This window comes from Brevundimonas sp. Leaf280, from assembly GCF_001422455.1.
Classification (GTDB): domain Bacteria; phylum Pseudomonadota; class Alphaproteobacteria; order Caulobacterales; family Caulobacteraceae; genus Brevundimonas.
In genome coordinates this window covers 204,389-226,103 of record NZ_LMNC01000005.1, presented here as the reverse complement: position 1 = coordinate 226,103, position 21,715 = coordinate 204,389, and the positions used below count along the sequence as shown (strand labels likewise).

The 21,715-nt window shown below is 66.9% G+C and carries 20 protein-coding genes; 10 read left to right on the top strand and 10 right to left on the bottom strand.

Translation table 11 applies throughout. The annotated features are described in order from the left end of the window. Positions 1–67 precede the first annotated feature (67 nt). The 4 genes from ASF31_RS10850 to ASF31_RS10835 form a co-directional block, all read right to left on the bottom strand. Positions 68–673 carry a hypothetical protein gene (locus ASF31_RS10850; protein WP_055754651.1) on the bottom strand — a complete coding sequence of 202 codons (606 nt, stop codon included), beginning with the start codon at positions 671–673 and terminating at the stop codon, positions 68–70. A gap of 80 nt (positions 674–753) precedes the next feature. Further along, positions 754–1,212, bottom strand: coding sequence for a hypothetical protein (locus tag ASF31_RS10845; RefSeq protein ID WP_055754650.1), 459 nt, complete (start codon positions 1,210–1,212; stop codon positions 754–756). Between the two features lie 79 nt (positions 1,213–1,291). After that, entirely contained in the window at positions 1,292–2,065 is a 774-nt protein-coding gene (locus tag ASF31_RS10840) for a metallophosphoesterase (RefSeq protein ID WP_200918619.1), read from the bottom strand. Positions 2,066–2,078: 13 nt separating this feature from the next. Continuing rightward, entirely contained in the window at positions 2,079–2,867 is a 789-nt protein-coding gene (locus tag ASF31_RS10835) for a nucleotidyltransferase family protein (RefSeq protein ID WP_055754649.1), read from the bottom strand. A 117-nt stretch (positions 2,868–2,984) separates the two neighbouring features. On the opposite strand from ASF31_RS10835, the gene ASF31_RS10830 reads away from it, so the two are divergent. From ASF31_RS10830 to ASF31_RS10820, 3 genes are all read left to right on the top strand, one after another. Beyond that, the gene (locus tag ASF31_RS10830) at positions 2,985–5,123 is read left to right on the top strand and encodes a response regulator (RefSeq protein WP_055754648.1); all 2,139 of its coding nucleotides are present in this window, start codon (positions 2,985–2,987) and stop codon (positions 5,121–5,123) included. 173 nt (positions 5,124–5,296) lie between these two features. Further along, the gene (locus tag ASF31_RS10825; protein WP_055754647.1) at positions 5,297–6,346 is read left to right on the top strand and encodes a ribonucleotide-diphosphate reductase subunit beta; all 1,050 of its coding nucleotides are present in this window, start codon (positions 5,297–5,299) and stop codon (positions 6,344–6,346) included. A 48-nt stretch (positions 6,347–6,394) separates the two neighbouring features. Continuing rightward, positions 6,395–7,030, top strand: coding sequence for a glutathione S-transferase family protein (locus ASF31_RS10820; RefSeq protein WP_055754646.1), 636 nt, complete (start codon positions 6,395–6,397; stop codon positions 7,028–7,030). Positions 7,031–7,036: 6 nt separating this feature from the next. Here the strand turns inward: ASF31_RS10820 and ASF31_RS10815 are convergent, their stop codons facing one another. Then, positions 7,037–7,537 (bottom strand): hypothetical protein, encoded by a 501-nt coding sequence (locus ASF31_RS10815; RefSeq protein ID WP_055754645.1) that lies wholly within the window; start codon positions 7,535–7,537, stop codon positions 7,037–7,039. Positions 7,538–7,683: 146 nt separating this feature from the next. On the opposite strand from ASF31_RS10815, the gene ASF31_RS10810 reads away from it, so the two are divergent. After that, positions 7,684–7,947, top strand: coding sequence for a hypothetical protein (locus ASF31_RS10810; RefSeq protein ID WP_055754644.1), 264 nt, complete (start codon positions 7,684–7,686; stop codon positions 7,945–7,947). Positions 7,948–8,013: 66 nt separating this feature from the next. Next, entirely contained in the window at positions 8,014–9,105 is a 1,092-nt protein-coding gene (locus ASF31_RS10805; protein ID WP_055754643.1) for an NAD(P)-dependent alcohol dehydrogenase, read from the top strand. 4 nt (positions 9,106–9,109) lie between these two features. On the opposite strand, the gene ASF31_RS10800 is transcribed toward ASF31_RS10805, so the two are convergent. Next, complete coding sequence (locus tag ASF31_RS10800) at positions 9,110–10,582, bottom strand: sensor histidine kinase (protein ID WP_055754642.1); 1,473 nt, start codon at positions 10,580–10,582, stop codon at positions 9,110–9,112. Then, complete coding sequence (locus ASF31_RS10795) at positions 10,579–11,328, bottom strand: TVP38/TMEM64 family protein (protein WP_055754641.1); 750 nt, start codon at positions 11,326–11,328, stop codon at positions 10,579–10,581. Before ASF31_RS10795 ends, ASF31_RS10800 begins: the two co-directional genes overlap by 4 nt. Positions 11,329–11,454: 126 nt before the next feature. Here ASF31_RS10795 and rpmH point away from each other — a divergent pair, with 126 nt between their 5' ends. From rpmH to yihA, 4 genes are read left to right on the top strand one after another with little or no spacing between them, the layout of a single operon-like run. Further along, positions 11,455–11,589, top strand: a complete 135-nt coding sequence (gene rpmH, locus ASF31_RS10790; RefSeq protein ID WP_003164000.1) for a 50S ribosomal protein L34 — start codon at positions 11,455–11,457, stop codon at positions 11,587–11,589. A gap of 30 nt (positions 11,590–11,619) precedes the next feature. After that, positions 11,620–12,024 carry a ribonuclease P protein component gene (rnpA, locus tag ASF31_RS10785; protein WP_055754640.1) on the top strand — a complete coding sequence of 135 codons (405 nt, stop codon included), beginning with the start codon at positions 11,620–11,622 and terminating at the stop codon, positions 12,022–12,024. After that, positions 12,021–13,817, top strand: coding sequence for a membrane protein insertase YidC (gene yidC, locus ASF31_RS10780; RefSeq protein ID WP_055754639.1), 1,797 nt, complete (start codon positions 12,021–12,023; stop codon positions 13,815–13,817). Before rnpA ends, yidC begins: the two co-directional genes overlap by 4 nt. After that, positions 13,814–14,467 (top strand): ribosome biogenesis GTP-binding protein YihA/YsxC, encoded by a 654-nt coding sequence (gene yihA / locus ASF31_RS10775; protein ID WP_055754638.1) that lies wholly within the window; start codon positions 13,814–13,816, stop codon positions 14,465–14,467. Before yidC ends, yihA begins: the two co-directional genes overlap by 4 nt. A 256-nt stretch (positions 14,468–14,723) precedes the next feature. Here yihA and ASF31_RS10770 read toward each other — a convergent pair whose 3' ends face one another. After that, positions 14,724–17,579: a pitrilysin family protein gene (locus ASF31_RS10770; protein ID WP_055754637.1), complete on the bottom strand. Its 2,856-nt coding sequence runs from the start codon at positions 17,577–17,579 to the stop codon at positions 14,724–14,726. A 202-nt stretch (positions 17,580–17,781) separates the two neighbouring features. Between ASF31_RS10770 and ASF31_RS10765 the strand changes: the two genes are divergently transcribed. Beyond that, positions 17,782–19,020, top strand: a complete 1,239-nt coding sequence (locus ASF31_RS10765; RefSeq protein WP_055754636.1) for an argininosuccinate synthase — start codon at positions 17,782–17,784, stop codon at positions 19,018–19,020. On the opposite strand, the gene ASF31_RS10760 is transcribed toward ASF31_RS10765, so the two are convergent. Beyond that, positions 19,017–20,318 (bottom strand): sorbosone dehydrogenase family protein, encoded by a 1,302-nt coding sequence (locus ASF31_RS10760; protein ID WP_055754635.1) that lies wholly within the window; start codon positions 20,316–20,318, stop codon positions 19,017–19,019. The genes ASF31_RS10765 and ASF31_RS10760 overlap by 4 nt on opposite strands. Before the next feature lie 59 nt (positions 20,319–20,377). Continuing rightward, entirely contained in the window at positions 20,378–21,715 is a 1,338-nt protein-coding gene (locus tag ASF31_RS10755; RefSeq protein WP_082465118.1) for an acetyl-CoA hydrolase/transferase family protein, read from the bottom strand.

The following is a 21,715-nucleotide window of genomic DNA, read 5'->3' as shown; positions in this document are numbered from 1 at the left end:
CGATTACAAGAGCCCCTCCACCGCTGCGCGGTCCCCCTCCCCATTGCATGGGGAGGAGATAAAGACGTTAGGCGGCCGGACGGGCCGGCGGCGCCGGCGGTTCGGGCGCTTCCGGGGCCTCGGGCGCTTCGACGCCCTCCTCGACGACGGCGTCGGCGGCCTGGTCCAGGGCGTATTGGGCGAGCAGGCTGTAGGTCTCCATCTGCTCGGGCGTCGGATTGGTCCAGGCGCTGTTGCGGGCGATGCCTTCTGCGGTGACGACGCCCTTCTGCATCCCCTCTTCCATCGCCTGTTTGACCTCGGGGTCATTCAGCGCCTCAGCGACAATGGCGTCGACGTCGATGTCCTTCAGGGCCTGGGCGGCCATTTCGGTGGCGTGTTTCGTCGTCTCGGCGGTGAAGGCGGCGACGTCGGGCGCATAGTCCGACCACAGGGCGGCGATGCGACGGCCGCGTTCGGCCTCGCTCAGGCTTTCGTCTTCGGAAATCGCCTCGGCGCGTTCGCCAAAGGTCTCCATGCGCGCTTCGAAAGCCTCGACGGCGGCTTCCATGCGGGCCTCAGCGGCTTCGGCGGAAGCCGGCACGGGCGAAGGCGCAGACGCGGGAGTCTGCGCCAAGGCCGAGGAGAGGGGCGCGAGCGCCAGGGCGGCGGTCAGGCTGAGCAGGCGGATCATGGGACGGCTCCCGTTGAATGACCCGCGCAAACTCCGCCCTCAGCCGCCCCGTCTCAAGTGAAATCGCGGTAAGGCTCGGCTTACTGCGGTTGGGCCGGGGCTGCGGCGGCCGCCGCAGCGGCGGCGTCGATCTTGCCTCGGACATCAGCAGGGATGCCCTTAATCTGCTGAATCGCCGGCGCGAGCTGCTCGGGCGTCGCCTGGCCGCTGCTGACGGCGAACGTCTGGACATCTTCGGCGAAGGCGTCGACCTGGGGCTGATATTTGGCTTGGATGGCGTCCAGGTCGGCCTTGGCCTTGGTCTTGTCGGCCTGGGCTGCGGCGGCCTGCATCTCGCTGGCCATCGTCTCCATGACCTGACCGAAGGCTTCCGCCTTGGCTTCGAAGGCGGCTTCCTCGGGGCTGTCCGCCTCTTCGGCCGGTTCAGGCGCCGGAGCGGCCTGCGGCGCAGGGGCGGGGGCGGCGGCTTGGCCGGCGGCGAAGGCGGGGGTGGTCAGGGCCAGGACGGCGACGGCCGCGGCGGAAGACAGAAGGCGCATCGGAAGCTCCACGATGGGCCGGCTTGCGGCCCCGAACGAGGCTGCATCCCAGCCCCGGCCGCACCCTCCTACAGTCCGATTAGATTTCAAAGACCCGATAAGGCTTGTCGCCCAGAGTCTTCAGCACCGGCAGGGCGACATTATAGACGGGCGTGCCCTTGGTGGTGCGTCCCTCCGGTCCGCCGCGATGGGCGTGACCGTGAACGACCAGACGGACATTGTCGTAGCGGTCGATGGTCTCGGCCAGGCGCGACGAACCCAGGAAGGCGTGGATTTCGGGCGGCTCACCCATCACCGTCTCGACCACGGGCGCATAGTGCAGCAGCACGACCGAGCGTTCGGTGCGCAGCATGCGGATCGAGTTCTCGATCAGATTGGCGTCCTCGACCGCCTCCTGCACGAAACGCTTGATCGAGGCCTCCCCGAACGAGGAGAGCATGTAGCGGCCGAAGCCGCCCACGAACCCCTTGCCGCCCGCAAAGCCGACGCCGTCGATCTCATAGGCCTCGCCGGTCAGCATCTTGACCCCGGCGTCGTTCAGCATCTTGGTGACGACCTCGGGCTGGCCGCACTCGTGCTCATGATTGCCCAGCACGCCGACCATCGGAATCTTGCAGAGCTTGAGATCCTCAAGCAGCCGCTCGACCTCGGGCGTCTTGCCGTAGTTGGTCAGGTCGCCGCACAGGCACAGGACATCGGCGTCGTCCGACACCCGCTCGAACAGGTCGCGATAGCGATGCTCGGTGGTCTCGCCGACATGAAGGTCGCCGACGGCGGCGACGCGCAGCGTCTTGGCGGGGCCGGGCTCCAGGCCGGGTGGGGTCGTCTGGGGATCGGGGACGGCGTCGGTCATGGCGGCTTACCTTTCAGTGGCCTAGGTTGACGGGGTCGTGGCGTTCCTCCAACCCCTTGCCCACCACGTCGCCAAAGCCCCATTCGGCGACGTCGGCGACATAGTCGCGCGGGCTGAACAGCCGGCCGCGACAAACCTTCACACGCGGCGCCGGCAGATCGATCTGGGCCGTCAATCGCTGGACCAGCTCTTCCATCAGCCAGCGCGGAATCCGGTCGCGCTCGGTCGGATAGGCGAAGCGGAAGTTCAGCAGATGGGCGGCCAGCACTTCCCAATAGAGGTCCATCTGGTCCAGCAGGCTCTTCCAGTCGATGGCGTCGGACTGTTTCAGGATGACGTGGTTCACATCGGCCCCGTCATAGCGGTAGCGGTCCTGAATGAAGACCTTGGACAGGATCAGCGCTGTGGGCGGGGTGATCTGGACCTGATGGCCATAGACGGTGATCCGGTCCTCGCTGAACCAGCTGTCGGACACGGCGATGGTGCCGTTGGACATGGCGAAGATGACGTCGAAGAAGTGTTTCTCGTCCTTCCAGACCTTGGCGATCCAGCGCTCGTCCTCGACGTCGGTGCGGTAGCCGTGCTTCTGGAAGAAGGCCAGGATGCGGGGGTAGTCGCCAGGCTTGCAGAAGACGTCCAAATCCTTGGTCGGACGACGGATGCCGGTGTAGGCCGTGACCGCATAGGTGCCCGACAACAGGAAGGGAATGCCGCTCTCTTTGAGCAGGCGCAGGCTCTCTTCATAGAAGGCCAGGGCGTCCGCCGGCGGCTCGAAGGTCGGTTCGGCGATCACGTCTGACATTGGCTGGGGCCCTTCGCTGGCAAGGGCGAGTAAACGGCGACGCTGAACGGCGGTTCCGCAATCCTACCTAGGTCGGCCGCTACAGGATCCTTAACCCCTGCGTGTCACCGTTACGTCATGGGACTGAAGTGGGTGAACGCAGAAGGCGGGCGCTGGCGGTTTTTCCGTCACGAGGCCGGCCGCGCGGCTGGACCGTCGCCCTACGCCTATGTGGCGCTGTTCGCCCTATGCCTGTCGGTCGCCCAGTGGAGCATGCATGCCTTCGGCGCCACGGTTCTGTGGCCGGCCAATGCGGTGCTTCTGGCCGCCGTCCTTCAGCTTCATCGTCGCCAGGCCATCGGAGTCATGCTCGCCTGCGCCGCCGTCAATCTGGTCAGCAACATCGTGCGCGGCGATCCCGGCGTGATGATGTTCACCAATGTCGCCCTGAACCTGACGCAGGTTTGCGTCGCCGCCGTGTTGGCGCGCCGGGTCTGCGGGGCCGCGCTGGACATGCGCCGGCCTTGGCGTCTGTTCCGTTTCGCCGTCTTCGCCGCCGTTCCGGCCGTCTTGATCAGCACCCTGCTGGCGGGCGCGGTCGCTGTGCTGATGAGCTGGAAGGTGCCGGGAACTCTGGCGTTCCGGATGCACCACCTGTTCGACATGGAGCTGCTGGCGATGATGATCGTCACGCCGTCCCTGCTGCTGCTGGCGCGCAATCACCGTTTCCGGGAAGACGCCCAGGCCACGATGACGGAGGCGGCCGCCCTGCTGGTGCTGGTCGGCGGCGTCACGCTGTGGGTCTTCACCCAGTCGTCGGCGCCGGTGATGTTCGCGGTGTTTCCGCCGCTGATCCTTCTGGCCTTCCGGCTGTGCCCGCCCACGACCGCCTGCGCGGTGGTGCTGGTCGCGGCCATTGGCGGCGCCGCCACGCTGAGCGGGCATGGGCCGGTCGTGCTGACCCGCCTGCCGTCCGATCCGGTTCTGGCGGCCCTGCCGGAAGTGATGCGCCAGATGAATGTGTTTCATCTGTTCCTGCTGTGCGTCGTCGGGTCGGTCCTGCCCATCACCACCCTGTCGACCGAGCGTCGGCGTCTGACGGCGCGTCTGCGGGCGCGCACGGCGGCGGCGCTGGACGCCCTGGCCCGGGCCAAGCGCGCCGATGAGGCGAAGTCGCGCTTCCTGGCCTTGATGAGCCATGAGATGCGCACCCCCCTGACAGGGGTCACCGGCTATGCCGACCTGTTGTCGCGCTCGACCAGTCTGGACGCCGAGGGCCATCGGCAGGTCAATGCGGTGCGCCAGTGCGGCGAATCCATGCTGCGTCTGGTCGAGGACTTGCTGGAAATTTCGCGCGGGGGCGACGAGGTCGTGCTGAAGCCCGCCGATCTGCGCGCCCTGATCCAGGACGCCGTGGCGCCGGCGCGCGAGTGGGCCGAGATCCGCAGCCTGTCGTTCGATCTGCACACCGCGCCGGAGGCCGAGGGCTGGGTGCTGACCGACATGCGGCGGCTTCGCCAGATCCTGCATCATCTGACGCTGAACGCCTCGAAATTCACGACGCGCGGGGGCGTGACCGTCACGGTCGATCGGACCGACGACCGGCTGCGGATCGCCGTTTCCGATACCGGCTGCGGCATGGACGCCGAAACCCTGGCGGGCGTGTTCCGCCTGTTCGAACAGGCGGACGCCTCCACCAGCCGCGCGCATGAGGGGGCGGGCGTCGGCCTGGCTCTGGCCAAGAGCCATGCCGAGCGCCTGAACGGAACCATCGTCGTCGAAAGCGTCCAGTGGCAGGGCTCGACCTTCACCGTGGAGATCGAGGCGCCCCTCGTGGCCCCCGTAGAGACGGACGGCGGCGCGCCGCTGGACAGCCGCCGTATGCGGGTGCTGATCGTCGACGACCACCCGGCCAATCGGGATCTGCTGCGCATCATGCTGCAGGCCGCCGATTGCGATACCGCCGAGGCCTGCGATGGGCGCGAGGCGGTGAACGCCGCCTCGGCCGAGGCTTTCGATCTGATCCTGATGGATGTGCGCATGCCCGTGATGGATGGTCTGGCCGCCAGCCGTGCGATCCGCGCCCTGGCCGATCCCGCCAGCCGAACGCCGATCCTGGCCGTCACCGCCGAGGCCATGCCCGAAGACGCCGCACGGTGCCTGTCCGCCGGGATGGACGGTCATCTGGCCAAGCCGGTGACCCAGGCCAAGCTCTACGCCGCCATCGACGAGACGCTGAGCGCCGCCGCGTCTCGCCTGGACGCCCAAGCCGCCTGAGCCTTCGGGTGCGGCTTCATCCCCAGGCCCGTCCCCAAGAATGTGCGGCACGGACACAACATCTAGCGGTCGCGATAAATTGTGATCGCAACATAGACCTATTTTGACTTGGCGCCGACGTCTTCAAATCGCATGGTGAACGCATCTTCAGAATCGCCCTCAGGTCCAGTTCGATGAACGCCATCACTCCGATCATCCTCCCCGAGCGCGCCGGTCTTCTGACCCCGTCGGCCGCCTACAAGCCGTTCCGCTATCCGTGGGCGTTCGACATGTGGAAGAAGCAGCAGCAGGTCCACTGGATGCCGGAAGAAGTGCCGCTGGGCGAGGACATCAAGGACTGGGCCTCGACCCTGAACGACGGCGAACGCAACCTGCTGACCCAGATCTTCCGCTTCTTCACCCAGGCGGACATCGAGGTTCAGGACAACTATATGGAGCGCTACGGCCGGGTGTTCAAACCGACCGAGGTGAAGATGATGCTGGCCGCCTTCGGCAATATGGAGACCATCCATATCGCGGCCTACGCCCTGCTGCTCGAAACCATCGGCATGCCCGAGAGTGAGTTCGGGTCCTTCATGGAATACGAGGCCATGCGGGACAAGCACGACTATATGGGCAAGTTCGGCGTGGATTCCGACGCCGACATCTGCCGGACCCTGGCCATGTTCGGCGGCTTCTCGGAGGGCGTTCAGCTGTTCGCCAGCTTCGCCATGCTGATGAACTTCCCGCGCCAGAACAAGATGAAGGGCATGGGCCAGATCGTGTCCTGGTCGGTGCGCGACGAGAGCCTGCACTGCGAAGGCATCATCAAGCTGTACCACGCCTTCAACAAGGAGACGGGCGCCGTCACCAAGTCGGTCGCGGACGACATCGTCGACTGCTGCAAGACGGTGGTGAACATGGAGGACAAGTTCATCGACCTGGCCTTCGAGATGGGCTCGGTCCAGGGCATGACGCCGGACGACATCAAACAATACATCCGCTTCATCGCCGACTGGCGCCTGCGTCAGCTGAAGCTGCCGGAAGTCTATGGGGTGACGGAAAATCCGCTGCCGTGGCTGCAGTCGCTTCTCAGCGGCGTTGAACACGCCAACTTCTTCGAGGCCCGCGCTACCGAATATTCCAAGGCGGCGACGCAAGGAAACTGGCACGGCGCCGACGGCGTCTGGACCGAGTTCGACCGCATGATGGCGCGCCGCGACATGAGCCTGGTCGCGGGCTGACACCCCGGCCGGTTCAGGCGTAGGCTCTCCCGAAAGGGAGAGCACGCCATGAGCGAAGAGATCGTCTTCTACACCAACCCCATGTCGCGCGGACGCATCGTCCGCTGGATGCTGGAGGAGGCGGGCCAGCCCTATCGCACCGTCGTGGTCGACTATGCGGCGATGAAGTCGCCGGACTATCTGGCGATCAATCCGATGGGCAAGGTGCCGGCCATCGCCCATCGCGGGATCGTGGTCACCGAATGCGCCGCCATCTGCGCCTATCTAGCCGACGCCTTTCCTGACGCCGGCTTGGCGCCGGCGACGGACGATCCGCTGCGCGGCCTTTATTATCGCTGGATGTTCTTCGCCGCCGGGCCGGTCGAGGCGGCGGTGACGGCCAAGTCGCTGGGCCAACTGCCGCCGCCCGAGAAGTCGGCCATGGTCGGCTACGGCTCGTTCGATCAGGTGATCGACGGGCTGGAACATGCGCTGGATCGCAGTCCGTGGATTCTCGGCGAGCGGTTCAGCGCCGCCGATGTCTATGTCGGCAGCCAGATCGCCTGGGGGCTGATGTTCAAGAGCCTGCCCGAACGGCCGGCCTTCGCGGCCTATGCCGAACGGATCACGACACGCCCGGCCGCTGTGCGGGCCCGCGAAATCGACGACGCGCTGATCGCCGAGGCGAAAATCAAGGCGGACTGATGGCGCTTACTGCGCCGGCGCGACCCACGCCGGTCGGGCGGTGCAGGCGGGGCGGAAGCCGGTGCGGCACAGTCGCACCTGTTCCTGCCAAGCGGCGTAGTCGCGGTCGTATTTCTCCTGGGCCAAGCGGGCGGTCTCGGCGGCGGCGCGCGCCTGTTCCTCGGCCTGACTGACCTCGATCTGATGACGGGCCAGGGCGGCGTCGTAGTCCAGCCGGTTGTCGGCGTCGGTCTTGTCGGCCAGCGCGTTCTGGGCGGCGATCTCGTCGTTCAGAGCGCGGGTGGTGCGCAGTTCCTCTTCGGTCTGCTGGGCGTCACTTGCGCGATGATAGGCCTCGCCCCGCGCCTTCAGCAGGGCGTCGCGGCTGGCGGGATCGGCCGGGTCGGGCAGGGCGCGCTGATCGCGATAGGGGTCGGCGGTCGCCGGCGCCGTCGTGGTCTGGGCGGCGACGGGTGCGGTCAGGGCGGCGACCAGCAGGGTAGCGGCGGCGGCGGTGCGAACGATCATGACTGTCTCTCCCGAGGCCGTGGCGTTCTGCGCAGCTTGGCCATTGTGATCCTGCTGCACAACGCCGCAGCGATGAAAAGGTGGCGAAAGGTTCGGCTTCGCGTCATGGTCGTCCTCTCCCGACCGCAGCCTATCCGAGAAGACCGATGATCCTGAGCACCGCGTCCGGCGACTTCCCTATTCCCGCGGATGTCGCGCGCCAGTTGCCGAACGTGCCGGCCCTGCCCGATGCGACCGCCGCGGACGCCCGGCTCCAGATCGAGGACTTCCGTCACTGGCTGGACGCCTCGCCGGAACACGCCATCGACTACGAGCGGCTGCGGCGCTGGCATCTGGTCCAGGAGGAACTCGCGGCCCAGGCCAAGGCGGAGAACCGGCCCTTCGTCGTGTCGGACGACGGTCTGGAATAAGGCGACGCTGGAACGTCTTCGAGCGCGGGGGATTGCGGCAACATCCCCTTGCCCCCGGAGACTTTCATGTTCCAATCAATCGGTTACGGCGCAAAGACCGCCCGGTCCAAGCTCGAGCCCATGACGTTCGAGCGCGACGATCCCAAGCCCAACGAGCTGGTGATCGAGGTTCTTTACGCCGGCGTCTGCCACTCCGACATCCACCAGGTCAAAAACGAATGGGCCAATACGGTCTATCCGTGCGTGCCGGGCCACGAGATCGTCGGGCGGGTCAAACAGGCGGGCGCCGAGACCTCGCGCTTCAAGGAAGGCGATCTGGTCGGCGTCGGCTGCATGATCGACAGCTGCCGCCAATGCGAAGCCTGCAACGCCGGCGATCAGAACTACTGTGAGGGCCCGAACGGCTGGCTGGCGACCTATAACGGCCCCATGACGCCGGCGACCGAGACCGAAGACGGCGCCAACATGTATGGCCGGGACAATACCTACGGCGGCTATTCCAATGTGGTGGTCGTGCCCGAGGACTTCGTGTTGCGCATCCCCGAAGGCCTGGACCCCAAGGCGGCCGCGCCCATCCTGTGCGCCGGCGTGACCACCTGGTCGCCGCTGAAACACTGGGGCGTCAAGGCGGGGGACAAGGTCGGCGTCCTGGGCTTTGGCGGTCTGGGCCATATGGCGGCCAAGCTGGCCAAGGCTCTGGGGGCGGAAGTGACCGTCCTGACCTCGACGCCCGAGAAGATCGAGGACGCCAAGCGGCTGGGCGCCGACGCGGCCCATATCGAGACGGACAAGACGGCCCTGGCGCCCTTGGCGGGAACGTTCGACTTTATCCTGTCCACCGTGCCCGAGAAGCACGAGATCGGCGCCCTGCTGGACCTGATGAAGCGCGATGCGGCCTTCATCGTTGTTGGCAATCTCGATGTCGTGGACGGGGTCGACAACTCCAAACTGGCCTTCAAACGCCAGACGGTGGGCGGCTCCTTGATCGGCAATCTTCAGGAAACCCAGGACGTCTTGGACTTCTGCGCCGCCAACGGCGTGGCCCCCGAGGTCGAAATGATCGACATCGCCGAGATCAACGACGCCTATGTGAAGATCGAGAACGGCGAGGCGCGCTACCGCTACGTCATCGACATGGCGACCCTGAAGGCGGTCTGATCGCCTATCCGGGCAGGCGCAGTTCGAAGGCTGCGCCTGTTCCGTCGGTTTCGACCAGACGCAGGTCACCGCCGTGAAGGGCGGCCAGCTCGCGCGAGATGGTCAGGCCCAGGCCCGAACCGTCCGAGCTCTTTGAGCTGACGAAGGGTTCGAACAGGCGTTCGGCCAGACGCGGCGGAATGCCGGGGCCGTCATCGGCGATGCGCACGACGCAGAAGCCGTCCTGACCGAAGGCGCTGACGGTGATGGCGCCCTTGCCGCGCCGCTCGGGCGGACGCGCGGGGTCGGCCTCGATGGCCTGACGGGCGTTTCGCATCAGATTGACCAGGATGCGATACAGCTGATCCGGGTCGGCCTCGACGGCGAACCGGGACGGCAGCTGTTTGACCAGGCGCACGCCGTCGGGGTCCAGTCCGGCGTCCTCGGCCGCCAGGGTCAGAGCCTTGGTCAGGACGACGCGGGTCTTCTGGGGGGCTGGCTCCTCGCTCTTTCCGTACTCCAACACATTGCGGGACAGGCCGGCGGCGCGACTGAGCGCGCGCTCCAGCCGGGGCAGAGCCTTGGCCACCTGCGGGTCGGCGGAGGTCGCCAGCCGCTCGGACGCCATCTGGGCCGAGGTCAGCATGTTGCGCAGGTCGTGGTTGATCTTGGCCACCGCCTCGCCCAGCGCGACTAGACGGGCACGAGAGCGCAGGGAATGGCGCACCTCCTCCTGCATCCGGCTGAGTTCGCGCTCGACGCGGCCGATCTCGTCGTGGCGATCGGACGGCGCCTCGGCCTCGCTCTCGGGATCGGCGGCGAACCGCTCCATCGAGCGGGTGACGCGACGAAGCGGCCGCAGCACCAGCAGGGCCAGACCGCCATACAGCAGCGCGCCCGCCGTCACCGACACCAGCAGGGACACCAACAGGCTGTTCAGGAGGAAGGCGCGCAGCTCCAGCTTCAGCGGTTGAGCAGGCGTGACGATCTCGATGAAGTCGCCCGAGCGATAGCGCGGCTTGGCCTGAACCCGCAGCGAGCGGTCCGGATGGCCGAACAGGGTGCGCCACGGGTCGGTCAGGCGCGACCAGCTGTCCTGACGCCTCAGATCGATCAGTTCGGGCGCGCGGGGCAGGTTCGGGGCCTGAAGCAGCAGGCGGCGCACGCCTTGCTCTGTCAGGGCGACCGCCTGAACCCCGCCGATTCGCATCAGCTCGGCGGCCGTGTCGTCCTCGACCGCGCTATAGGGTAGGGCTTCGACCCCGACCGAGGCCAGTTCGGCGGCCTGGAGCCGGTCGCGAAGCCAGCGCTCATGGAAGGCCGCCAGGTTCGGCCCCAGGATCAAGGCCTCGACCGCGAGGGTGAAGGCGACGGTCAGCAGCAGCAGCCGCGCCGACAGACCGTCGGGCGCGCGCGGCGTCAGGCGCTCGCGCCAGAGATTGGCCTGGTCCGGCGTCAGGTTCAGCCGCGCTGCGATCCGGTCGAACAGGGCGCTCATGCCGCCGTCGCCCCGATCTGCCGTGCACGGATCATCTGGAACAGCTTGATGCCGATGGGCAGCAGCAGGGACAGGAAGACCACGCCCATCAACGGCCAGAAGAACTGTTGCAGCAGCATCGGCAGGTCCGGCCGCACGCCCGCGCGCAGCAGGTCGCCCAGCTGCGATCCGATCCAGGTGTAGATGAAGGTGGACGGCAGCAGTCCGATGAAGGTGGCGATGATGTAGGGTCTCAGCGGCACCGCCATCATCCCCGCCGTCGCGTTGACCAGGACGAAGGGCACGCTGGGGATCACGCGCAGGGTGAACAGGGTGGTGAAGGCGTTGCGGTCGATGCCCTTGGCCAGCCGATCCATGAAGCCGGCGTCGGCCTCGAACTTGGCGCGCAGCCACGAACCGATCGAGGTGCGATAGACATAATAGATGACGACCGAACCGATGGTTGCCCCCGTCGACTGGGCCAGGGCCCCGACATAGGGGCCGAACATCATCCCCCCCAGCAGGGTCAGGAAAACGGGCCCGGGAATGGTCGAGGCGGTCGCCACGGCATAGACGGCGATGAAGGCGACCAGCGCGATCCACCAGTTCTGTTGCGCATAGGCCTGAAGGTTCAGCCCGTGCTCGCGGATCAGATCCATCGACAAATAGCGGTTCCAGCCCAAGGCGAAGAAGGCGATCACCAGGCCGGCGATGGCCGCCAGCGGCGCCAGCCGCAGGGCCCATTCCTTCGCCGTTCGTTTCGCCATCCGTTTCATCGTCCCGAAATGCCGTCCGAGCGTTGACTCACGCGGACATGCGACTTATACGCCCGCCCTTCCTGCGGCGGACGCCTCTTGCCCCGTCGCCCAACCTTTTAACGTCAGGAGCCGACCGTGAAGCGGACCTATCAGCCGTCGCGACTCGTGCGCAAGCGCCGTCACGGCTTCCGCAGCCGGATGGCCACCAAGAACGGCCAGAAGATTGTTGCGCGCCGTCGCGCCAAGGGCCGCAAGCGCCTGACGGCGTAAGCGGCTTACGCGTCCGGATCTTTTGGACGCATGAGCGACCTTTTACAGATCAAGCGTCTGTTGCGGCGGCCCCAGTTCCTGGCGGCCGCCAAAGGCGTTTCCGAGGCGCGCGGCGCCGTGGTGATCCAGCGGCTGGAGCGCGGCGACGGTTCGCCGCACATCGGACTGGGCTTCACCGCCACCAAGAAGATCGGCGGGGCGGTTCAGCGCAACCGCGCCAAACGCCGTCTGCGCGAGGCCGCACGGGCCATGTTGGCCCAGCACGGCGTGCCCGGAAGCGACTATGTCTTCATCGCCCGCATGGGCACGACCGAGCGTGCGTGGGACCGTCTGCTTGACGACGTGAAATCGACGCTTACAAGGCTGGCGACACCCAAGGCCAACAGGCCTTCGCACGCCCGCGCCCCCTCCGGCCAGGACCGCCAGAATCCATGAAAAACGAAAACACGCGCAACACGATCATCTTCATCGTGTGCTCGGTCCTGATCATGGGGATCTACTATTTCGCCGTGCTGCGTCCGCAGGCCGAGCGTCGCGCCGTGCAACAGCAGGCCCAGGCCGAGCAGTCGCAGACCGCCGATAACGCCGCGCGCACGGCGCTGAGCCCGCAGGGACCGACCTTCGTCACCGACCGCAGCCAGGCTCTGAGCACCGCCGCGCGGGTGCCGATCCAGTCCGGCACGCTGAAGGGGTCGCTGTCGCTTCAGGGCGGCCGGATCGACGACCTGTTCCTGACCGACTACCGCGAGGTTCAGGACAAACCCCAGCCGGTGGAGCTGTTCCGCCCGCAAGGGATGCAGAACGCCTATTTCGCCCAGTTCGGCTGGACCGGCCCCAATGTCGCCGGCGGCGTGCCCGGACCCAATACCGTCTGGCGCCTGACCAATGGTTCGACCCTGACGCCGACGACGCCGGTCACCCTGACCTGGGACAACGGCCAGGGCCTGCGCTTCACCCGCGTGATCTCGGTCGACGACAAATACGTCTTCTCGGTGCAGGACACGGTCCAGAACCTGGGCACGCAGGCGATCACCATCGCCCCCTACGGCAGCGTCCAGCGCCAGGGCGTGCCGCCAGCAGCGGGCTCGTCGCACATCGTCCACGAGGGCGCGATCGGCACCTTCGGCAAGCCGGGCGACTACCGGACCGAGCAGAAGAAATACAAGGACTGGCTGAAGGAGCCGCGGATCGAGAACGCCTCGACCGGCGGCTGGCTGGGCATCACCGACAAATACTGGCTGGCGGCCCTGCTGCCCCAGCAGAACGAGGCGGTCGAGACCGAATTCCGCGTGCGCGACCTGAACGGCGCCCAGCAGCTGGAAGCCAATGTCCTGGGCACCACCCGCACGATTCAGCCCGGAGCCACCGCGACCGAGACCCAGCGCCTGTTCGCCGGGGTCAAGCGCGCCGAGGTGCTGAAATCCTATGAGCAGAGCCTGAACCTGCCTCGCTTCGTCTATGCGATCGACTGGGGGATGTTCTGGTTCCTGACGCGTCCGATCTTCTGGATCCTGGAGAACGTCTATGGCCTGGTCGGCAGCTTCGGCGTCGCCATTCTGGCCCTGACCGTCATCGTCAAGCTGGTCATGTTCCCGCTGGCCAACAACGCCTACGCCTCGATGTCCAAGATGCGGAACCTCCAGCCCAAGATGGAGGAGATCAAGAAGAAGTTCAAAGACGACCCGCAGAAGCAGCAGCAGGAGACGATGGCCCTGTATCAGCGCGAGAAGATCAATCCGGTCGCCGGATGCCTTCCGCTGGTGCTGCAGATCCCGGTCTTCTACGCCCTGTACAAGGTGCTGACCGTGACCATCGAAATGCGTCACCAGCCGTTCCTGGGCTTCATTCATGACCTGTCGGCGCGAGATCCGTCGTCGATCTGGAACCTGTTCGGCCTGATCCCGTGGGATCCGGCGATGGCGCCGCTGATCGGCGGCCTGTTGGCCGGCCCGCTGCACCTGGGTCTGCTGGCGATCGCTTATGGTCTGACGATGTGGCTGCAGACGGCGATGAACCCGCCGGCGGCCGATCCGGTCCAGCGCCAGATCTTCCAGTTCATGCCGCTGCTGTTCACCTTCATCATGGCGCCGTTCGCGGCGGGCCTGCTGATCTACTGGGCCTGGTCCAACATCCTGACCATCCTGCAGCAGTATGTGATCATGCACCGCTACAAGGCCGAGAACCCGATCGATACCTTCTTCGCCCGGTTCAAGAAGTCACCGGCGTGATCGACGAGACCGAGTTCACGCCCGAGGACATCGAGGCGGCGCGCATTCTGTTCGCGCGGCCTGCGACCTTCGTCATGGGCGCGGCCAAGATCGAACAGTTGCCCGACCCCGATCTGCCCGAGATCGCCTTCGCGGGCCGCTCGAACGTGGGCAAGTCCAGCCTCATCAACGGGCTGGTCGGCATGCACAAGCTGGCTCGCGCCTCGAACGAGCCGGGCCGCACGCGCGAGGTCAACTTCTTCGATCTGGACGGCCGGATGCGTCTGGTCGACCTGCCCGGCTATGGCTGGGCCAAGGCGTCCAAGACCACGGTCAAGAAGTTCCAGGATCTGGGCCGCGACTATCTGCGCGGCCGGGTGACGCTGAAGCGGGTCTATCTGCTGATCGACAGCCGCCACGGGCTGAAGTCGGTGGATACCGAGGCGCTGGATGCGCTGGACCTGGCGGCCGTCAGCTATCAGATCGTCCTGACCAAGGCCGACAAGCTGAAGAAGGGCGAGGGCGAGGCCGTGCAGGCCGCGACACTGAAGGCGATCTCCAAACGCCCCGCCGCCTTCCCGGTGGTGGCCCTGACCTCGTCGGAAAAGGGTCTCGGTCTGCCCGAACTGCGCGCCGAGATCATGCGCACGACGGGCGCGACGCTGGACTGACATTCCTTTCGTCATCCTCCGGCAAGCCGCATCGCGGCGCAGACCGGGGGACCCAGCGGCGCGCGTGAGCGCGAACCTGTCGCGAATGCAATTTCAAGAACCGCGCTGACGATACATCGCTTTCGGCGCCGCTGGGTCCCCCGGTCTCGCCCCGCTTTCGCGGGGGTCGCCGGAGGATGACGAAGGAAAAATGTCGCAAACGAAAAAGGCCCGGAGATCGCTCTCCGGGCCTTCGTCGTTCTGGTCTGTCCTCGCCCTATTGGGCGGCGGGGGCCGCCGCGCGGACCTCCACGGGGATGCCTAGGGCGTCCAGTTGCGGCTTGACCACCGAGGCGTCACCGACCACGACCCAGACGAACTGGTCGGGCTTGATGACTTGGCGGGCGGCCTGGTCCATCTGTTCCGCCGTCAGGGCTCGGGTGCGGCTGGCCAGGGTCGCCTGATAGTCGTCCGGCCGGTTGTAGAGGGCGTTCGAACGAAGGGCGCCCAGGATCTGGCCCGAGGTTTCGAACCCGCCGGCCAGCGAACGGGTGTTGCCGTTGATCGTCCGTTCCAGCTCGTTCGGCTGCACGCCCTCGCTCTTCAGGAAGCGGTCGTACTGGGCGATCAGGGCGGCGATCGATTCGCCGGTCCGGTTCGCCTGCACCGGGGCGTTGACGATGTAGGGGACGCGGTGCTGCAGGGTGTTGACGTTGCCGCGCACCCCATAGGACCAGCCCTTGGTCTCGCGCAGGTCCGAGTTGATCCGCGACAGGAAGTCCGAACCCAGGGTCACATTGGCCGCGTTCAGCGCGAGGAGGTCGTCGGTGCCCGACGCCGGCAGGACCGCGCCGCCGTAGATCAGCGACTGGGGCGACTGCGGTCGGTCGATCAGGACGACGCGGTTGGTCGGCGACGGAATCGGGGCCGAGAAGTCCTTGGTCCCCTTGGGGGTCGACGGCGCGCGCCAGTCGCCGAAGGCCGCTTCCAGATGCGGCGTCACCTGGCTGAGCGGCAGGTCGGACACGACGAAGATCGTGGCGTTGTCGGGCCGGATCCAGGTGTCGTGGGCGGCCTCGAGCTCCTCGCGCGTCAGGGCGCCGATCGTCGCCTCGTCGCCGGTTCCGGTGAAGGAGCGGCCGTATGGGCTGTTCGCGCCATAGATCAGCGGCGGCAGGGCGCGGGCAGCGATGGCGCCGGGGTTGGTCTTCTCGCTGGCCAGCCCCGACAGGCGCGCTGCGCGGAGGCGCTCGACCTCGGACGGGGCGAAGGCCGGGTTGCGGACCACGTCGGCCAGCAGCGTCAACGACGGCGCCAGGTTGGCGGTCACCGTCGAAAGGTCGGCGGACGTGCGGTCCATCGACGCCGAGACGTTGACAGACGCGCCCAGACGCTCCTCCTCCTCGGCCAGCTGGTTGGCGTTCCGGGTCGTGGTGCCTTCGTCCAGCAAGTCGATCATCATCGCCTGGGTTCCCAGACGATCGGGACGGTCGGCGGCGAAGCCGGCGTCGAAGTCGATGCCCACGCGGGTCACCGGAACAGTATCAACATTAGCGTAGACGACCTGGATGCCGTTCGACAGGGTGGCGCGCTGCACGGCAGGGAAGTCCAGATCCGGCACCTGGCCGATCTCGGGCATGGGCGGACGCGACACGCGCTGGATCTCGGCTGCCGGAGCGGCTTGGGCGGCCCCCGCCGGCGCAGCTGCGGCTTCCTCATAAGCCTCGCGCTCGCCGGGCGCGATGGTGATGTCCAGCACCGGACGCGTCAGCCAGCGCTGCATGGCGTCGCGGACTTGGGCCGGGGTGACCGAGGCGTACTGGGACAGCTCCTTCTTGTAGTGGTCCGGATCGCCCGCATAAAGCTGGCCTTCGGCCAGGACGTTGGCCTTGCCGTTGACCTGTTCCAGGCTTTGGACGACGCGCGACACATACTGGGTGGCGACGCGGGCGACCTCTTCCTCGGTCGGGCCGGTGCGAATGAAGTCGGCGACGATCTCGTCCAGCCGGCGGCCGACCGCATCGGCGTTCTCGCCCGGCTTCACATCCGCCGTGATGGTGAACATTCCGACGCGGTGGAAGTCGGAGTTGGAGGCGCTGACGTTGACCGCCGTCTGTTCATCACGGACCAGGATGTTATCCAGGCGCGACGATGCGAGTCCGCCCAGCACCGCGGCTCCGACCGACAGGGGCACGGCGTCGTCGCTCAGCAGGCCGGGCACCGCCCAGCTGCGCGTCAGGCGGGTGTTGGCGACGCGATCGTGCATCACTTCCTTGACTGGAGCGGCCAGGGTGGGGACGTCGGCCTGAGCCGGCGCGTTGACCGGACCGCGCGGGATGGCGCCGAAATATTTCTCCATCAACGGCCGGGCCTCGGCCTCGTTGATGTCGCCCGACAGCACGACGATGGCGTTGTTCGGGCCGTAGTTCTCGCGGAACCAGTTGCGCACCGTCTCCAGGCTGGCGGCGTCCAGATCGGCCATCGAGCCGATAGTCGAGTGGCGGTAGGGGTGACCTTCCGGGAACAGGCCTTCCAGCTGGGCGTACTGGAACAGGCCGTAGGGCTGGTTGTCGCCTTGGCGCTTCTCGTTCTGGACCACGCCGCGCTGCAGATCGAGCACCTTCTGATCGACTGCGCCGAGCAGATAGCCCATCCGGTCGCTTTCCAGGAACAGCGCCTGTTCCAGCGCCGGCGTCGGGACGGTCTCGAAATAGTTGGTGCGGTCGAACCAGGTCGTGCCGTTCAGGTTCGACGGTCCCAGATTGCGCATCCGACCCAGATAGGAGCCCGGCGCGTTCTCCGACCCGCCAAACATCAGGTGTTCAAACAGGTGGGCGAAGCCGGTCGAACCGGCCGGCTCGTCCTTGGAGCCGACATTGTACCAGACGGAGACGGCGACGACGGGGGCCTTGTGATCCTCGTGGACCAGGACGGTCAGTCCGTTGTCGAGGGTGAACTTGGTGTAGGGGATGTCGACTTCGTTGATCAGCTGCGACACCGGCGCGGCCTGGACGGCGGGCGCGGCGGCCTGACCGGCGGCCTGGGCAGCGGGTGCGGCGGCCACGGAGGCCCAGACAGGCGTTGAAACCGCCAGAAGGGCGGCGGCGGCGACGAGAGAGCCAGTGCGGCGCATGCGATATCCTCGGGATTGCAGTTGGATGGGACCATAACGACGGTCTGCGGTCTGGCAACGCGACGGAATGAAACATGACGAAAGGTTCATGTTCACCGCCCCCTCTTCATCGGGAGACCCCGGAAAAGGTTGCATCGCCGGACCCCCGGTCTTATGCGCGCGTCAACTCCCCGACTGACCGCCCCTTGCTGAAAGAGCCGCCATGTCCGCCCCCGCCGACAAGCCCGTCAAGAAAGTCGTCCTCGCCTATTCGGGCGGGCTGGACACCTCGATCATCCTGAAGTGGCTCCAGACCGAATATAACGCCGAGGTGGTGACCTTCACCGCCGACCTGGGCCAAGGCGAAGAGTTGGGCCCGGCGCGCGAGAAGGCGCTGAAGCTGGGCATCAAGCCCGAAAACATCTTCATCGACGACCTGCGCGAAGAGTTCGTGCGCGATTTCGTCTTCCCGATGTTCCGCGCCAACGCCCAGTATGAGGGCGACTATCTGCTGGGCACCTCCATCGCCCGGCCCCTGATCTCCAAGCGCCAGATCGAGATCGCGCGTCAGGTCGGCGCCGACGCCGTCTGTCATGGCGCGACCGGCAAGGGCAACGATCAGGTCCGGTTCGAGCTGGGCTACTATGCGCTGGAGCCCGACATCCGCGTCATCGCTCCGTGGCGCGAGTGGGAGTTCCGCAGTCGCGAGGCCCTGCTGGACTTCGCCGAAAAGAACCAGATCCCCATCGCCAAGGACAAGCGCGGCGAGGCGCCCTTCAGCGTCGACGCCAACCTTCTGCACTCCTCGTCCGAGGGCAAGATTCTGGAAGACCCGGCGGTCGAGGCGCCCGAGTTCGTCCACCAGCGCACGATCGCGCCTGAGGACGCGCCGGACGTGGCGACCGTCATCGAGATCGGTTTCGAAAAGGGCGACGCCGTCTCGATCAACGGCGAGGCCATGTCGCCCGCCACGATCCTGACCGCCCTGAACCAATATGGCCACGACAACGGCATCGGCCGTCTGGACCTGGTCGAGAACCGTTTCGTCGGCATGAAGTCGCGCGGCGTCTATGAGACCCCCGGCGGGACCATCCTGATCGCGGCGCACCGCGGCATCGAAAGCATCACCCTGGACGGCGGCTCCATGCACCTGAAGGACCAGCTGATGCCGAAATACGCCGAGCTGATCTACAACGGCTTCTGGTTTTCGCCCGAGCGCGAGATGCTGCAGGCCGCTATCGACAAGAGCCAGGAAAACGTCTCCGGCACGGTCAAGGTCAAGCTGTACAAGGGCAATGTCTCGGTCATCGGCCGCGAAAGCCCCAACAGCCTGTACGATCAGGACCTGGTGACCTTCGAAGAAGGCGTCCAGGCCTATGACCACAAGGACGCGGCCGGCTTCATCAAGCTGAACGCCCTGCGCCTACGCGTCCTGGCCAAGCGCGACGCGCGCAAGAGCTAGGGCGTCTTATCCGACCGGGCGATCCTGAGGATCGCCCGGTTTCGGTCGTCCGTGACCCAGATCGATCCGTCGGCGGCGACGGCCAGCACGACCGGCGCGCCGCGCGGCTGACGGCCTGCGACCGTGTCCCAGCCCGGCGTCAGCACCTTGCCGCGCAGGCTGGGCGCGCCGGCGGGATAGGACAGGGCGCCGCGCGGATAGATGGCGTAGCGGCCGCCGATATCGGTCAGGGGGCGGCCCTCGCCATCCGTCTCGCCCGCCACGATCCGGCCGCCCGCGCGACGATAGCCGTGCCAGCTCATCAGCAGCCGGCCGCGCAGTTCGGGAAACATCGCCCCGTCGTAATAGATCAGGTCCAGCGGCGCGGCGTGGGGCGGCAGCAGGGCGACCGGGCGGTCGCGCTGGCCGCATCGCGTCTGGGCCGCGCTCCAGCCCGGCAGGGGCGTCGCCAGATCGACGCAATAGGGCCAGCCGTAATGGCCGCCCTGACGCAGGACATTGATCTCGTCATAGGGATGGTCGGGCGTGGTCAAGTCGACCGAGTTCTCGCCTTGCAGGATCGTGCCCGACGGGTGCCGCACGAGGGCGATGGAGTTTCGCAGGCCCGAGGCGAAGACGGTGCTGTCCTCGGCCCAGCGGCCGTTTCCCAGATAGGCGTGACGCCGCACCTGGGCTGTCGCCGCGCTGTCGATGCAGGCCCCCGCCGCATTGGCGCGCGCCCGGCCTCGCGCATCCACGCAGCGGTCGCTGGGGGCCCCGACATTGACCAGCAGGTCGCCGTTGGAGTCGAAGAGGAAGCTGGACAGCGGGTGGCGATTGGCGTGCAGCCGGTTGTCGGGCAGATCGCCGATCACGGTGCGCACCGTCGCCGCCGGATCGGCCGCGTCGGGGTCCAGCATCAGGATGCGGTTCATCTCGGACACATAGATGCGCCCGTCCGGCCCGCGCGCCGCCGTGTGCGGCATGTTCAGTCCCTGGGCCAGCCGTCTCCAGTGCGGCGCACCGTCGGGGCCGAACGACAGCCGCCAGATCGCGCCATTGCCCGGATACCAGTTGCCCAGATCCGTCACCAACCAGTCGCCGTTCGATAGCGCCAGCAGGCCGCGCGGCATTCGCGGTCCCTCGGCCTCCGCGCCCTGCCAGACCAGTCCCAGGCAATAGCCGGGCGCCATCCGCACGGTGGTCATTGGGCGACCGCTGCAGTCGCCATCGGTCGCATAGGCGCCTTGCGCCGCTCTGGCGCTAACAGGCGCGGCGAGGAGCAGGGACAGCAGGGCCAGAAGGCGGACGGTCTTCATGACGCCAAAAGTCCCGACGGACGGCCCAAGATCAAGCCGTAGTTCAAGTTGTCGGGGCGTCAGATCAGGCCCTGCTCGCGCGCCGCCGTAGTCAGGCCGTCGCGAAACTCCGGCGCGGCCAAGGCGATCAGGGCGCGGGCGCGCTCGCTGGAAGACTTGCCCTTCAGATTGGTCCAGCCGTGTTCGGTGGCGACGATGTGGGTGTCGTTGCGTGGCGTGGTGACCGGCCCGTCCAGACGAGCGACGATGCGAGAGGCCGTCCCCTTCGCCGCCGTGGAATGACAGGCGATGATAGACTTGCCGCCCTCCGATCCATAGGCGCCGCGCACGAAGTCAAGCTGGCCCCCGGCGGCCGTGAACTGGCGCCCGTTCAGGAACTCCGAGCAGCAGGCGCCGGTCAGGTCGACCTGAAGCGTGGCGTTGACCGAGATCATCTTCGCATTGCGCGCGATCACGGCCGGGTCGTTCACATACGAGACCGGATGGGCCTCCATGCCGCGATTGCCGTCCAGGAAATCATAGGTGTTGAGGTCGCCCATCGAGAAGGCGAAGACGCCCACGCCGGGATGCAGGGTCTTGCGGGCATGGTTGGCCACGCCGGCCTGCATCAGCTCGACCAGGCCGGGCGTCAGCATCTCGGTGTGAACGCCCAGATCGCGGTGGTCCATCAGGGCGTCGCACACGGCGTTGGGCAGGGCGCCGATCCCCATCTGAAGCGTCGCCCCGTCCTCGACCAGGCCGGCGATGATGCGGCCGATGGCCAGGTCCGCCGGCTGGGGCTCGGCGCGCGGCACGACCAGCAGGGGCGCGGCATGTTCAACGATGCCGGCGACCTGGGACACATGGACGGTGCAGTCGCCGAACACACGCGGCATGTGCGGATTGACCTCGACGATCACGGTCTTCGCCGTCTGCGACACCGGCTTGGCGTAGTCGGTGTTGGTCCCGAACGAGAAGAAGCCGTCCGCATCCATGGGCGAGACGGTGCAGATCAGCGCATCCACCTTGACCTCGTCGCACAGAAGGCGGGGCGATTGCTGAAAGCCCGTGGGGATGAACTGCACGGGGTTGGGGCGACCCTCCTCGTGCGCGCGCTGCTCAAGCCGGCGTTCGATGGCGCTGTGGAACAGGCTCCAGGGGCGGATCCGGTCCATCAGTTCATAGCGCAGCACCGTGTCCCCGGCGATGGCGGTCGAAAGCAGATAGTAGAGGTTCACGTCCTCGACCTCGCCGCGCGCGGCCCGGTCTGCCAAGGCCTTGAGCAGGGCCGGCGGCTGGGACACGCCAAGGCCCATGGCGACCTTAGCGCCCGGCACGATCAGGGCGGCGGCCTGGTCGGGGGTCTTCAGGCGTTCGGCGTAGAGGGCGGCGTGATCCATGGCGTGCATCTCCGACAT